This window comes from Rhodovarius crocodyli (assembly GCF_004005855.1).
In the GTDB taxonomy this organism is placed as follows: Bacteria; Pseudomonadota; Alphaproteobacteria; order Acetobacterales; family Acetobacteraceae; genus Rhodovarius; species Rhodovarius crocodyli.
This window is the reverse complement of record NZ_SACL01000010.1, coordinates 124,981-137,922: the sequence shown is the minus strand read 5'-3', so window position 1 is coordinate 137,922 and position 12,942 is coordinate 124,981. Positions and strand designations below refer to the sequence as shown.

Sequence of the window (12,942 nt, the reverse complement as noted above, 5' to 3'; positions counted from 1 at the left end):
ATGAAGGCGCGGTCATACCTTGGGTTTCTGCTGCGCAGGCTGGTTCAGGCGCTGGTCGTCGTCGTGCTGTCCTATACGGCGACCTTCCTGATCATCAATGTCCTGCCGGGCGACCCGATCACCAACATGCTGCTGGACCCGGATAACGGGTTCTCGCAGGCCGAGATCGCGCCGATCATCGCCTATTACGGGCTGGACCGGCCGGTGCCGGAACAGCTCTGGAACTCCTTCTCCCGCTTCGTTACCGGGGATCTCGGCATCTCGCTGCGCTCCAACCTGCCGGTTGCGGGACTGGTGCTGGAGGCGCTGCCCTCCACCCTAGTGCTGGCATCCTCCGCGCTGACGGTGGCGCTGCTGGTGGCTTTCGCCCTGGCCTACGGGTCGCAGAACCTGCCGCCGCGCTGGGGCCAGGGGATACTGCGCTCCATCCCGGCCGTGTCGCTCGCGGTGCCGACCTTCATCATCGGCATTTTCCTGATCCAGCTCTTCGCCTTCCAACTCGGCCTGTTCCGCATCACCAGCCCCGATAGCGCGGCCGCCACCTTCTTCGCGGCATTGGCGCTGGGGCTGCCGGTCTCCGCGCAGATCGCCGAGGTGCTGATCACCAACCTCGACCATGAGGCGCGGCAGGACTACTTCGCCGTCGCGCGCTCGCGCGGGCTGTCGCGGGGCGCCCTGTTCCGCCGGCACCAGCTGAAATCCTCCTCCCTGCCGGTTGTCACCATGATCGCGCTGGCGGTGGGCGAGTTGCTGGGCGGCTCGCTGATCACCGAGGCGATCTTCGGGCGGAAGGGCATCGGCTCGCTCGTGCAGTCCGCGGCGGCGGCACAGGATTTTCCCGTGCTGCTGGCCGTGGTGGCACTGGCGGCGGTCGTGTTCGTGGCCGTCAACCTGTTGGCGGACCTGGTCTATCCGCTGCTCGATCCGAGGTTGCGGCGCCGGCGCGGTACGGCCGGGGATGCCGCCTGATGGCCGGCATCGCCCTGCCTCGCCTGTCCGCACCCAGCCTGCCGGGCAGTGTCGTCCTCTCTTTCCTCGTCCTTGCCGTGGTGCTGGCCTGGTCGCTGTTTCCCGGGCTGTTCACGCAGTTCGACCCCTATGTCGGCGACACCTCGCAGAAGCTGTTGCCGCCCTCGCTGCGCTATTGGTTCGGCACCGACCACCTGGGCCGTGACCTGTTGGCGCGGGTTGTGCACGGCACCTGGGCGTCCGTAACCAGTGCGGCCCTTGCCGTCGCGGTGGGGTTGCTGGCCGGGGGGCTGATCGGGCTGCTCGCGGGCTTCCTGGGCGGCTGGGTCGACACCGTGATGGCGCGCCTCGTGGATGTGCTGCTGGCCATTCCGAACTTCCTGCTCGCGGTGCTGATCGTCAGCGCCTTCGGCTTCGAGACAACCAACATCGCCATCGCCACCGGCGTGTCCTCCGTCGCGGTCTTCGCCCGGGTCATGCGCTCGGAGGTGCTGAAGACCGGCAGCGCCGTCTTCGTCGAGGCATCGGGCCTGCTGGGCGGGTCGCGCTGGCATGTACTGTTGCGCCATGTGCTGCCCAATTCCAGCCGGTCGGTGCTGGCGCTCGCGGTGCTGCATTTCGGCACCTCGATCCTGACGATCGCGGGGCTGGCCTTCCTGGGCTACGGCGACCCGCCGCCGGCGGCGGACTGGGGGCTGCTGGTCGCCAGCGGCAAGGATTATCCCAGCTCACCCTGGCTCGTCTTCCTGCCGGCCGGCGTCATCGTGGTGACGGTGCTGGCGGTGAACCGCATCAGCCGATGGATCCGCCATGACGACTGAACTGCTCCGCGTTGCCGATCTTTCCGTGCGCTATGGGCGCCAGCAGGTCGTGCACCAGGTCGGCTTCGGCCTGGCGGCCGGAAAGGCGCTGGCGCTGATCGGGGAATCCGGCTCGGGAAAGTCCACCATCGCCAAGGCGGTGCTCGGCCTGCTGCCTGGCCACGCCCGGGCCACGGGCCGCATCGAACTCAATGGCACGGAGCTGTTGGCGCTGCCGGAACGCCACTTCCGCCAACTGCGCGGACGCACCATCGGCTTCGTCCCGCAGGACCCGCAGAATGCGCTGAACCCGGTCCGCAGTATCGGCTCCCAGGCGCATGAGGCTGCGCGGCTGTTGGGGCCGGGCGACAGCGCGGCCGAGCGCCAGGCGATCCTCGACATCTTCGCCCGGGTCGGCCTCGCGGAGCCGGAGCGCATCTACCGGGCTTATCCGCATGAGCTGTCGGGCGGCATGCTGCAGCGGGTGCTGATCGGCCTGGCCGTGCTGCCACGGCCGGCGCTGATCGTGGCCGACGAGCCGACCTCGGCCCTGGATGTCACGATCCAGAAGCACATTCTGGACCTGCTGGACGATCTGCGCGGCTCGCTCGGCCTCGGTCTGCTGCTGATCACCCACGACCTGGCCATCGCAGCGGAGCGCGCGGAGGATGTGGTGGTGCTGAAGGATGGCGCCGTTCAGGAGGCAGGGACGTCCTCGGCCATCTTCCGCGCGCCCCGTTCCGCCTATGCGCGCCAACTCCAGGCCGACGTGCCGGCGCTCAACCCCGACAGGTTTAGGATCACCGGCCAAACCGCGGACGCCGGTGTCACCGCGATCCGCTTCCGTTCTGTCTCCAGGACTTTCCATGCCGATGGCCGCGCCATCCGAGCCGTGGACGATGTCTCCTTCGAGGTCGCAGCCGGCAGCACCCATGCGCTGGTGGGGGAGTCGGGTTCCGGCAAGACTACGCTGGCGCGGCTGCTGCTCGGGCTGGACAGCCCGGATGCCGGTGCGATCGAGGTGGACGGGCAGCCCGTGCAGGGCCGTTCCCGGGAGGCGCTACGCGCCCTGCGCCGGGACCTTCAGCTCGTGTACCAGAATCCCTTCACCTCGCTCGACCCAACTTGGACGGTACGGGGCATCATCCGCGAACCGCTGGACCGTTACGGCATTGGCACCCGCCGGGAGCGGGAGGAGCGGTTGCACGAGGCCCTGACCGCGGTGGGCCTTGCGGAAAGCCTACTCGACCGCCGGCCGGGCAAGCTGTCGGGCGGACAGCGCCAGCGGGTAGCTATCGCGCGCGCCTTGGTGCTGCAGCCGAAGATCCTGGTGCTCGACGAACCCACCTCCGCGCTCGACGTGACCGTGCAGGCGGGCATTGTGGAGGTGCTGTGCGACCTGCAACGCCGGCTGGGGCTCACCTACCTTTTCGTCTCGCACGACCTGGCGCTAGTTCGGCAGTTTGCGGACACCGTCACGGTGCTGCGCCATGGCCGCGTCGTCGAGCAGGGACCGGTTGAGGGTGTTTTCCTTCGGCCGGCGGAGGCATACAGCCGGGCGCTGTTGAGTGCGGTGCCCCGCCCGATACCCGATACCGTGCCGGCCGCGGAGTGCAGTCCGGCCTCGGTATAGCCGGGATGATTTGGATACCTTGTCGGCGATCAGCACGCTGACCACGCGAGGGACGCGGATGCGGCGGGTTATGGGCTCTACCCGGCGCCTCAACGAAATGGGCGGTACCGATCTTCGCCCGCATTTTTGCGAGCATGGCTTCAGTGGGTGCCGGTAACTGCCTACCAACCACGTTGCGAACATGCGGCTTCCCTGATCGCGCATGCAATAGTCCCTGCATGGTGCCCGCAGGTTCCCTGATAGATGCGTTAGGGAAAACTACCCTATCTAACTGATTTTCTGTGGAATTGTTTGGCGTTCCGTCTGAATTTCTTGCGCATATCTGCCATATTCGCTGTTATTTTTCCTGTTTGCAGGGAAAGCCGGCACCAGACGGGTTCGCTCGCGACTGCCAGCACCGCCAGTTCCCTCACTTCTTGATTGGCCGGCTTCGCGATCGAGCGAGCACAGCCAGCCGATTCTGCTCCAGCGCACCGCGCCTGAACGCGCAGCACCTGCGCCACCCGGCCCGTCGCGCGATGTGAGGCAGTGCTGCCGGCGGGGGAGCGCCCGATCCCCATCTGAAGACCGTCGAAACGGAATTCACCTCGGCATAGCGACTTTCCGGTGGTCGTTTCCGCGCATGGAATGCGGCGCCATCGGCCTGCGCGCGATCAAGGTCGCGTCCGTATCCAGGCTGGCGATCCGCGGCGTAAGCCGCGTCCCTGATCTGTTCTTGGGGACTATTCAGGCACCGACCGGATCGCCTCCCCTGTGGTCATGGGCCCGGCTTGACATGCAGCGGCTCGAACCACGCTGCGGCGCAGCGCCGGAGGCAGCCCTGTGGAACGGCTGTGGGCAAGTCCGTGGGTAAATGAAGGAACATGACATCGGGCAGGCGCATGCGCCGCTCAATCGGCTTCTGGCGCTCGTGATCCCGCTGATGGCGTCTGATCGAGTTGGGGCAGCTGAGAAGCCGGCGGCACAGGTCCCGGCATGATCTGGGGCAACGGCCGGATCACGAGCCTCTCCACAAGTCGCCGGAGCTCGGACGGCGTGGTCTGGCCGGCCACCACTTCGTGGTACCCGATACCGGCGCGGCGCAGCGCTTCCTTCTTGATGGCGTCGCGCGCTGCCGCACTGCCCTGGTAATGTCCGAAACCCTGATACTCGATGGCGTGGCGAGGCAGGAACTGGTCGTCGATCAGCAGAAGATCGACCCTTTTCGAATTGATGCAGGCATAGGCGGAGGCGTCTTTACAGCTCAGGATCTCGCCCAGGGAAACCTGCGCCATGACCTGCCAGCGCGGATTGAAGTCTTCCACAAAGCGTTCCAGCTCCTTCAGAACGCGTCCCTCGCTTTTGTTGAGGAGCGGCTGGATAGCAAAATCCGCGGACATGACGACGCGCAATTGGTCGGCAGAGTCCGTGGGGCGTGACGGCGGCAGTTCCACCCTGGGAGCCGTGGGCTGCCTGAGCGAGCCGAGCGAACCGGCTCCCCTGTTCCAATGTCGTGCCTCTCGCCTTCGCCACGTGTGCCGACGGATTCTCGAACGGACACGCGCGATGGTCAGGCCGATGAACACGCCCATGAGCAGCAGGCCGATCGCCAGTACGGGGTCCGCGATGAGGACAGCTGTGTTAGGTGACATTGCGCAATGTTAACTTCCTGCGATCAGCAAGTCATCAGTAGCGCCGGGCGTGAAAGCAATACGGGCGCATGATCCGCGCCCGTTCAACAATGAAAAACCGTTCGGGGCACAACACACCCCTTCCGACAATGCGCGCCTATACCCGACGCGCCCGGCCGCTACCCGATCGACCGCGGTATCACCAGGATATGCGCGCCCTTGATCAGGTTCTGGATCCGCGCCGTGATCTGCTGCGACAGCGCGTGTACCTCACCCATCCGCCGATCGGGCGCGAAGCCGATCTCGATCTCGATCCAGGCATCGCTGCCCTGGGTACGCGTCCGCACCGCCAGCAGCTCGTCATAGCTGTCGAAGGTCGCGGCCAGCGCGCGGTTGATCGCGGCCTGCTGGCGCTCGTTCAGCGCGCGGTCGATCAGGTGGGGAAGGGCCTCATGGATCAGCCGTGCGCCGAAGGTCAGCATCACCACGATCACCACGGTCGTGCCCGCCAGGTCCGCCCAGCCGCCGATGCCCACCGGCCCCAGCCAGGCATTGACCAGCACCGCCACCGCCACCAGCGCCGAGGAGATCACCTTCGACAGTCGCGACATCAACTGCCCGTTCACGATGATGGAGGTGGCGTTCCGGCTCGCGCGCCACAGCAGCAGGAACACCCACGTGTTGATCGCCAGGTTGGCCAGCCCCGCCGCCGCGCCCATGGCCATGCCGGCCGCCGATTGCTCCTGCACCACCCCCACGCGCTGGATCATGCCGGACAGCAGCCACAGCGCGCCGAGCCCCATGGCGATGCCCACCACCAGATTGGCGAATTGCTCCAGCTTCCGGGTGCCGTAGTCGTAATCGGCGATGGTGCCCCGGTTGATCCGGCGCAGCAGCATCAGCAGCACCACCTCCAGCAGGATCAGCAGCCCGCCGCGCACGCATTCGCCCAGCAGCGTCAGCGAATTGCCCCAGAGTGCCGCGACCATCGTGATGGCCCAGATCCCGGCATCCAGCAGGCAGCCGGTCAGGATGGCCTGCTCGCCCTTCAGGGCCTCCGGGTTCGGCGTGCCCGGCTGTGGCGATGTTGCGTGGGACAAGCGTCAGGGCTCCGTCATGCAATCTTGACGAGTATTCCGTCGCTTATACCTGCCTCGTCAATCGTCCTCGCACCGCCGCGTGCCGGTCCTGTGGCGTGACGTGCCGATGGGCCTGCCCAGGCGGCAGGCAGGTGACGACATGCTTTGTCATCAACTGATATGCAGCGGCATGGTGGGCCTGCTATCAGGCGCGGATGATAAGATTACAGTTCGTCCATAAATCTCGCCGCCCCGCCACCCCCGACATGCCGACCGCAGGGCAAGGCCGTGTGGGGTAGTATCGAGCAACCCCGCCACATCCTGGTCGTCGAGGACGATGCCGAGATGCGGCACCTGCTGTCCTGCCACCTGCGCGACAGCGGCTTTCTGGTGACGTCGGTGGGCGATGGCCGCCAGATGCGCCGGTATCTCGCGGCACCCTCCGCCGCCATCGATCTGGTGCTGCTGGACATCATGCTGCCTGGTGCCTCGGGCATTGATCTACTCAAGGACCTCCGCGCGTCCTCCAGCCTGCCCGTGGTGCTGCTCACCGCGCTGGGGGATGAGACGGACCGGGTGCTGGGCCTGGAATTCGGCGCGGACGACTACATCGCCAAGCCCTTCGGCCGGCGGGAGCTGGTGGCCCGGCTGCGCGCCGTGCTGCGCCGGGTTGGGGCCACCCCCGAAAGCCCGTCGCCCGCCGTCAACTCCCTGGCGCTCGGCTTCGAGGGGTGGGTACTGAGCATCGGCCGGCGGGAGCTCGTCTCGCCCAAGGGCGTGCTGATCGACCTGTCGGCGACGGAGTTCGACCTGCTCATGGCCTTCCTGGCCAATCCGCAGCGCGTCCTGGGCCGGGACCAGCTGATGGAGGCGGCCCACCGCCGGCTGGGCGATGCCTTCGACCGCAGCGTGGATGTCCAGGTCAGCCGCCTGCGCCGCAAGATCGAGCCCAGCGGCGCGCCCAACCTCATCAAGACGGTGCGCGGGGCGGGCTATATCTTCGTGGGCGAGGTGATGCGCCTGTGAAGCGCGCGCTGTCCTGGATATGGCCCGACAAGCTGGCGGGGCGGGCCACGCTCGCGCTGCTCGCGGGGCTGCTCGCGCTGCATGTGGCCAGTGTCTGGATTCATGAGGCCTCGCTGCGCGGCCGCCAGCAGACGGTGCGGGAGCAGGTGATCGCCACCGACCTGCGCCAGGTCTGGCGGGCCCTCGCCTCGATCCGCGCCGAAGGGCGGGACGCGGCCGCCCATGCGCTGTCGGGCCCGGGGCTGGAACTGCACTGGCGCGAGGGCGCGGCCCCGCCCGACCAGGCCGGCACCGAGGCGTCGCTGAGCGGCTTTCGCCGCCTGCTGCTGCGCCACGCGCCCGAATTGACCGATGTGCGTCTGGACTGGGCCGACAGCACGACGCGCCACCTGCTGGTGGGTGCCCTGCCGGTGGATGCCGCGGGCTATGTCGCCTTCGCCGCCCCCATGTTCCGCCATGCGGAGGCCACGCCCTTCGACCCGGACGGCTTCGCGGCCCTGGCGACCATGGCCCTCGTGATCGCCATCGTCTCCGTGGTGGTGATGCGGGGCCTGACGCAGCCGCTGCGCGAACTCTCGGCCGCGGCCGACCGCATCGGGCGCGACGGTGCCGCGGTGCGCATCGCCGAATCGGGCCCGGCCGAGATCCGCCAGGCCGCCCGCGCCTTCAACGCCATGCAGGACCGGATCCGCCGCCTGCTGGATGACCGCACCCAGGCGCTGGCCGCCGTCTCGCATGATCTGCGCACGCCCATCACCCGGCTGCGCCTGGTCGCGGGCTTCATCGAGAACGGCGTCACGCGCGAAAGGGTCGATGCCAACCTCGATGACATGGCGGCGATGGTGGAGGCGACGCTGCTGTACATGCGCGACGGCCGTGACGCGGAGGCACCGCGCCCGACCGACCTCGCCACCGTGCTGCGGACGCTGTGCGATGACGCCGCCGATGCGGGAGAGGCCGTCACCTACAGCGGGCCCGAGCAGGCCGTCACCGCGTTGCGGCCGGTCGCGATGCGCCGGGCGCTGGGCAATCTGCTGGGCAATGCGCTGGCCTATGGCGGCAGCGCCGAGGTGCGGCTGATCGAGGCCGGGGCCTCGCTGCGGGTGGAGGTGTCGGATCGCGGGCCCGGCATCCCGGAGGCCGCGCAGGAAGTGGTGTTCGAGCCGTTCCGCCGGCTGGAGGCCAGCCGCAACCGCGCCACCGGCGGGGTGGGGCTGGGCCTGACCATCGCGCGCCGCGCGGTGGAGGCCGAGGGCGGCACGCTGCGCCTGCGCAACCGGCGCGGCGGGGGGCTGACGGCGGTCGTGGAACTGCCCTTGGCCGCCGTATGACGTTTCGTGTCAGCGGCGCAAAAACATGTCGCGCGATGAGAAACCACGACATGCGCCGCTCTCTAGTCTGTCGATGTTCCGGGCAGCGGCCCGGGGCTCAGGACAGGAGAGAAGAAGAATGTTCCGTGTTGCGATGCTCGCCGGTGTGCTGGCCAGCGTGCCGGCCCTTGGTTTCGCCCAGCAGGCCGCCGGGGGCTACAACTGCCCCACCGCCGGCAGTTCGCTGGAGCGCACGCGCGGTGACGACATCACCTATCGTGCCGGCACCCAGGCGCCCTTCGTGTGCGCGACGACCACGGGCACGCAGCGGCTGCTGGGCTACTGGTCGACGGGCGAGGCCTTCTATCGCAACGGCCGCCCGGAGCTGGAGCGCATGCTGAACACCGCCTTCGGCAGCCGCCAGCCCGCCCAGGCCAGCTTCACCTATTTCAGCCACTCCGCCATCGGCCATATCCCGAACCGCGTGCAGGAAAGCTGGTCGGTGCCGGGGGTGGAGCGCGTCTCGACACCCGCGGGTGAATTCGAGGCGATGCGTGTGGAGCGCGTCTTCCACATCATGGACACGCTGTACCGCTACCGACAGACGCTGTGGGTGGACACCCGCACCGGCACGCCCGTGCGCTCCGAGGTCGAGCACACCAACGGCATCATGGCAGCGCATGTCTTCTCCTGGCGCGCGGCCCAGATCGAGGCGCGGCAGATGGTCTCGGCGCGCTGATCCTGGCCGTCAGGCCCCGAGCAGCCCCAGATGTTCAATGAGGATGGCGCAGCCGATGCCGATGAGGCAGAGGCCGCCCATCCCCTCGGCCCAGCGGCCCAGCCGCTGGCCCACATGCCGGGCGATCAGGATGCCGGCCGTGGCCATCAGGAAGGTCGCGAGCCCGATGGCCCCGGCCACCAGGGCGATGTGCACATCCAGGAAGGCCAGCGAGACGCCGACCGCCATGGCATCCAGGCTGGTGGCGATGGCGGTCGTGATCAGCACGGCCAGGCTGTGTCGGCGCGGGCGTGCCGCTTCCTCATGCGCGGCGGGGGCCAGCGCCTGCAGCACCATCCGGCCGCCGATCGCCAGCAACAGGCCGAAGGCGATCCAGTGGTCCACCGCCTCGATGTAGGTGCTGGCGGCGAAGCCCGCCGCCCAGCCGATGAGCGGCGTCAGCGCCTCTACCACGCCGAAGACCAGCCCCGTGCGCAGCGCCTCCGTGAAGCGGGGACGGTCCAGCGAGGCACCCTTCGCCAGTGAGGCTGCGAAGGCGTCTGCCGACATGCTGAAGGACAGCATGGCGATGGTGGCGGGCGTCATGGCGGGTCCGGCGCGGTGGAGCGCCGGGATAGCGGTGCCGCCCGGATCAGGTCAACATATGAACAGCTGTTCAGTTATGCTGGTGATGCAGGTCAGCCCTTCAGCCCCAGCTCCGCCAGCACCTCCGCCGTGTGCTCGCCCAGCATCGGGGGCGGGCGGCTGGGCTGGTCCTCGCGGGAACCATCGAAGCTGACGGCGCGGCGGATTTCCGTCAGTTCGCCCATTTCAGGGTGCGTCACCTGGCGGAAGGTGCCGAGATGCCGGACCTGCTCGTCGCCCGCCACCTCATCCACCGAATAGATCTGCGCATAGGGCAGGTCGGTGGCCTTCAGTGCCTCCAGCCATTCGGCCAGGGTCTTTTCCGCGAAGACCGGGGCGGCGGTGCGCAGGATGTGGTCGTAATTCTCGATGCGCAGGTTGCGGGTGGCCGCCAGCGGGTCATCCAGCAGCCCGGCCAGGCCGGTGACGGCCACGAACTGCTCCCAGAACTTCTGCTGGGACGACAGGTGGATCGTCAGCAGCCGCCCATCCCGGCAACGGAAGGCGTAGGACTGCGAGGTGCGCGTGCGCAGCTGCGGGTCGGAAACCAGGCCCATCTGGTTGAAGTAGCCATAGGGGTCCGGCATGAAGGCCACCGTCGATTCCAGCATGTTCACATCGACCCGCCGCCCGCGCCCGCTCTGCTGGCGCGCCAGCAGCGCGCCCATGATGCCGTAGCAGGCGTAGAAGCCGGTCACGTTGTCCGAGATGGTGGGGCCCGCGATCTTGGGCGCCTCGGGGTCCAGGAACAGGCTGGACATGCCGGCGATGGCCTGGGCCACCGCGTCATAGGCGGGGCGCGCCGCATAGGGGCCATCCGCGCCGAAGCCCGAGATGTGGCAGGCGATGAGCCCGGGGTTCAGCTCCTCCAGCCGCGCATCCGAGAAGCCCAGCCGGTCCAGCACGCCGGGGCGGAAATTGCAGATCAGCACATCCGCGCGCGCGATCAGCGCCGCCAGCGCCGCCTTGCCTTCCTCTGCGCGCAGATCGAGCGTGACGCTGCGCTTGTTGCGGTTGTAGCCGCAGAAATGCGGGCTGTAGAGGCCGCCGCGGAAGCTGCGGAACGGGTCGCCGCCCTCCGGGTTCTCCACCTTGATCACATCCGCGCCGAGATCGGCCAGCATCATGCCGGCCAGCGAGCCGGTGATCATCGTCGTCAGCTCGACGACCTGCAGCCCGGGCAGCAGGGTTTCGGCGGGCAGGGTCATGGAGTGTCCTCGTTCAGGAAGGCGAGCAGCAGCTCGTCGAGCGCCGCCGGCGCCTCGATGGGGGCGTAATGGCCCACGCCGGGCATCAGGAAGAAGCCGGCGCGGGGCAGGGCCGCGGCGATCCGGCGGCCGAGTTCGGGCGGGGAGCCCTTGTCGTCCTCGCCGCTGATGACCAGCGCGGGGCCCGACAGGGCAGGCAGCAGCGGCATGATGTCGGCCGCCACCAGCGCCTCCCACGCCGCGAGGTAGCCGGCGGCGGGCACGGCCGCCATCACGGCGATGGCGCGCGCGCGGGCGGTGTCGGAGGCCGCCCGGCCCAGGATGGCGCCGCCGCGCAAGGCGGCGAAGCCGTCGGGGCCCAGCTCGCGCAGCTCCTCGATGCGGGCCAGGCGCAGGGCCTCGCGCTCCTCGGCCGGCAGGGCGCCCATGCCCGCCATGGGGTGCAGCAGCACCACCCGGCGCAGCAGGCCGGGGCGCGCCCGGGCCAGGAGGGCCAGGAAGATCGCGCCCAGGGAATGGCCCACCGCATCCAGGCGCGTGATCTTCAGCGCATCCAGCCATTCCAGCAGCCGGTCCACATGGCCTGACCCGGCCAGCGGCGCGGAGCCGCCATAGCCCGGCGCATCCCAGGCCAGCACTCGCCGGCCTGCCGACAGGCTGCCCAGCTGATGCGTCCAGGCGCCGGCCTCGCCGCCGATGCCGTGCACCAGCAGCAGGGGCGGGCCCTCACCGCTTTCCAGCCAGGCGATGCGCCCGCCCGGCAGGTCGATCGTCTGGCTGACGGCGGTCACGGCGCGTAGTGGTCCAGCACATGCCGCGCCAGGCTCATGCGCAGCACTTCCTCGGGGCCTTCGGTCACCATCATGCTGCGCTGGTCGCGCCAGAACTTCTCGATGGGCAGTTCCTTGGTGAAGCCGATGCCGCCATGGATCTGCAGGCAGCGGTCCGCCGCCTGGAAGGAGAGGCGGTCGCCCAGCATCTTCACCGCGAAGGCGTCGTGCCGCACATCCATGCCCTGGTCATAGCGCCAGGCGGCGCGATAGACCGCGAGGCGCAGCTGCTCCAGGTCCAGATGCGTGTCGACCAGCATCCACTGCACCGCCTGCCGGTCCGCGAGCTTCTTGCCGAAGGTCTCGCGCTGCTTGGCGTAGTCGGTGCCCATTTCCAGGCAGCGGCGCATGACGCCGAGGCCGCGCGCGCCATGGCGGATGCGGCCGGTGTTGATCCAGTCCTGCGCCAGCTTGAAGCCGTCGCCCTCGCGCCCGATCAGTTTCGACACATGGACCCGCACATTGTCGAAGGCGAGCTCGCAGGGCTCGTCATCCATCATGGTCTGCTGGGCGCGCACGATGGACACACCCGGCGTGTCCATGTCGACCAGGAAGGCCGAGATGCCGCGCGCGCCCTTGGACTTGTCGGTGGAGACCAGCAGCTGCACGAAATCCGCGTGCTGCGCGTTGGTGATGAAGCGCTTGTAGCCGTTGATGACGTAGTAATCGCCCTCACGCACCGCGGTGGAGCGGATGGCCGCCGGGTCGCTGCCGGCATCGGGCTCGGTAAGCGCGAAGCAGCAATCCTTCTCGCCCGAGATCACGGGGTAGAGGTAGTCCTTGCGCTGTTCCTCATTGAGCTGGAACAGGATGGGGCTGGGCTCGGGGCCGAAGATCTGCGTCTTGCGGGCGGGGATGGCGATGGTGCGGCCCATTTCCTCCCACAGCAGCACGCGGGCCAGCAGGCCCATGCCGAGCCCGCCATATTCCTCCGGCACGGTGATGAGCCAGTAGCCCATCTCCTTCATCTGGGCCTCCAGCTTCGCGCGCACCTCGGGCTTCATGTCCGGGCCTTCGTAGGCGTCGCGCTCGGTGGGGATGATCTCCTTGTCCACGAAGCGGCGGATCTGCTCCTGCATCAGGCGCAGTTCCTCGGGCAGTTCGAAATCCATGC

The 12,942-nt window shown here is 68.5% G+C and carries 12 protein-coding genes; 6 read left to right on the top strand and 6 right to left on the bottom strand.

The annotated features are described in order from the left end of the window. The 3 genes from EOD42_RS21955 to EOD42_RS21945 are packed head-to-tail and all read left to right on the top strand — an operon-like array spanning nucleotide 1 to nucleotide 3,402. Complete coding sequence (locus EOD42_RS21955; RefSeq protein WP_127789733.1) at nucleotides 1-969, top strand: ABC transporter permease; 969 nt, start codon at nucleotides 1-3, stop codon at nucleotides 967-969. Next, on the top strand, nucleotides 969-1,790 hold the full coding sequence (locus tag EOD42_RS21950) for an ABC transporter permease (RefSeq protein ID WP_127789732.1): 822 nt from the start codon (nucleotides 969-971) through the stop codon (nucleotides 1,788-1,790). The genes EOD42_RS21955 and EOD42_RS21950 overlap by 1 nt, the downstream gene beginning before the upstream one ends. Beyond that, nucleotides 1,780-3,402, top strand: a complete 1,623-nt coding sequence (locus EOD42_RS21945; protein WP_127789731.1) for a dipeptide ABC transporter ATP-binding protein — start codon at nucleotides 1,780-1,782, stop codon at nucleotides 3,400-3,402. The genes EOD42_RS21950 and EOD42_RS21945 overlap by 11 nt, the downstream gene beginning before the upstream one ends. A gap of 890 nt (nucleotides 3,403-4,292) precedes the next feature. Here the strand turns inward: EOD42_RS21945 and EOD42_RS21940 are convergent. After that, nucleotides 4,293-5,033 (bottom strand): DUF2726 domain-containing protein, encoded by a 741-nt coding sequence (locus EOD42_RS21940; RefSeq protein ID WP_127789730.1) that lies wholly within the window; start codon nucleotides 5,031-5,033, stop codon nucleotides 4,293-4,295. Between the two features lie 158 nt (nucleotides 5,034-5,191). Beyond that, nucleotides 5,192-6,112, bottom strand: coding sequence for a cation diffusion facilitator family transporter (locus EOD42_RS21935; RefSeq protein WP_127789729.1), 921 nt, complete (start codon nucleotides 6,110-6,112; stop codon nucleotides 5,192-5,194). Between the two features lie 267 nt (nucleotides 6,113-6,379). Between EOD42_RS21935 and EOD42_RS21930 the strand changes: the two genes are divergently transcribed. The 3 genes from EOD42_RS21930 to EOD42_RS21920 all read left to right on the top strand — a co-directional run bounded on the left by EOD42_RS21930 (nucleotide 6,380) and on the right by EOD42_RS21920 (nucleotide 9,166). After that, complete coding sequence (locus EOD42_RS21930; RefSeq protein ID WP_276318164.1) at nucleotides 6,380-7,117, top strand: response regulator; 738 nt, start codon at nucleotides 6,380-6,382, stop codon at nucleotides 7,115-7,117. Continuing rightward, a complete protein-coding gene (locus EOD42_RS21925; RefSeq protein WP_127789728.1) occupies nucleotides 7,114-8,448 on the top strand; it encodes an ATP-binding protein in 1,335 nt (444 codons plus the stop codon). The genes EOD42_RS21930 and EOD42_RS21925 overlap by 4 nt, the downstream gene beginning before the upstream one ends. A gap of 118 nt (nucleotides 8,449-8,566) precedes the next feature. Next, nucleotides 8,567-9,166 (top strand): hypothetical protein, encoded by a 600-nt coding sequence (locus tag EOD42_RS21920; protein ID WP_127789727.1) that lies wholly within the window; start codon nucleotides 8,567-8,569, stop codon nucleotides 9,164-9,166. Nucleotides 9,167-9,175: 9 nt separating this feature from the next. On the opposite strand, the gene EOD42_RS21915 is transcribed toward EOD42_RS21920, so the two are convergent. The 4 genes from EOD42_RS21915 to EOD42_RS21900 all read right to left on the bottom strand — a co-directional run bounded on the left by EOD42_RS21915 (nucleotide 9,176) and on the right by EOD42_RS21900 (nucleotide 12,940). Further along, the gene (locus EOD42_RS21915; RefSeq protein WP_127789726.1) at nucleotides 9,176-9,751 is read right to left on the bottom strand and encodes a manganese efflux pump MntP; all 576 of its coding nucleotides are present in this window, start codon (nucleotides 9,749-9,751) and stop codon (nucleotides 9,176-9,178) included. Between the two features lie 92 nt (nucleotides 9,752-9,843). Next, on the bottom strand, nucleotides 9,844-10,998 hold the full coding sequence (locus tag EOD42_RS21910) for a CaiB/BaiF CoA transferase family protein (protein ID WP_127789725.1): 1,155 nt from the start codon (nucleotides 10,996-10,998) through the stop codon (nucleotides 9,844-9,846). Further along, nucleotides 10,995-11,789 (bottom strand): alpha/beta fold hydrolase, encoded by a 795-nt coding sequence (locus EOD42_RS21905; RefSeq protein ID WP_164868071.1) that lies wholly within the window; start codon nucleotides 11,787-11,789, stop codon nucleotides 10,995-10,997. Before EOD42_RS21905 ends, EOD42_RS21910 begins: the two co-directional genes overlap by 4 nt. Further along, nucleotides 11,786-12,940 carry an acyl-CoA dehydrogenase family protein gene (locus EOD42_RS21900; RefSeq protein WP_127789723.1) on the bottom strand — a complete coding sequence of 385 codons (1,155 nt, stop codon included), beginning with the start codon at nucleotides 12,938-12,940 and terminating at the stop codon, nucleotides 11,786-11,788. The genes EOD42_RS21905 and EOD42_RS21900 overlap by 4 nt, the downstream gene beginning before the upstream one ends. Nucleotides 12,941-12,942: the final 2 nt, after the last annotated feature.

Bases quoted from the DNA above. Each gene is read 5' to 3' on its own strand.
- EOD42_RS21955 (WP_127789733.1), top strand. From the start codon at position 1: ATGAAGGCGCGGTCATACCTTGGGTTTCTGCTGCGCAGGCTGGTTCAG.
- EOD42_RS21950 (WP_127789732.1), top strand. From the start codon at position 969: ATGGCCGGCATCGCCCTGCCTCGCCTGTCCGCACCCAGCCTGCCGGGC.
- EOD42_RS21945 (WP_127789731.1), top strand. From the start codon at position 1,780: ATGACGACTGAACTGCTCCGCGTTGCCGATCTTTCCGTGCGCTATGGG.
- EOD42_RS21940 (WP_127789730.1), bottom strand. From the start codon at position 5,033: ATGTCACCTAACACAGCTGTCCTCATCGCGGACCCCGTACTGGCGATC.
- EOD42_RS21920 (WP_127789727.1), top strand. From the start codon at position 8,567: ATGTTCCGTGTTGCGATGCTCGCCGGTGTGCTGGCCAGCGTGCCGGCC.
- EOD42_RS21915 (WP_127789726.1), bottom strand. From the start codon at position 9,751: ATGACGCCCGCCACCATCGCCATGCTGTCCTTCAGCATGTCGGCAGAC.
- EOD42_RS21910 (WP_127789725.1), bottom strand. From the start codon at position 10,998: ATGACCCTGCCCGCCGAAACCCTGCTGCCCGGGCTGCAGGTCGTCGAG.
- EOD42_RS21900 (WP_127789723.1), bottom strand. From the start codon at position 12,940: ATGGATTTCGAACTGCCCGAGGAACTGCGCCTGATGCAGGAGCAGATC.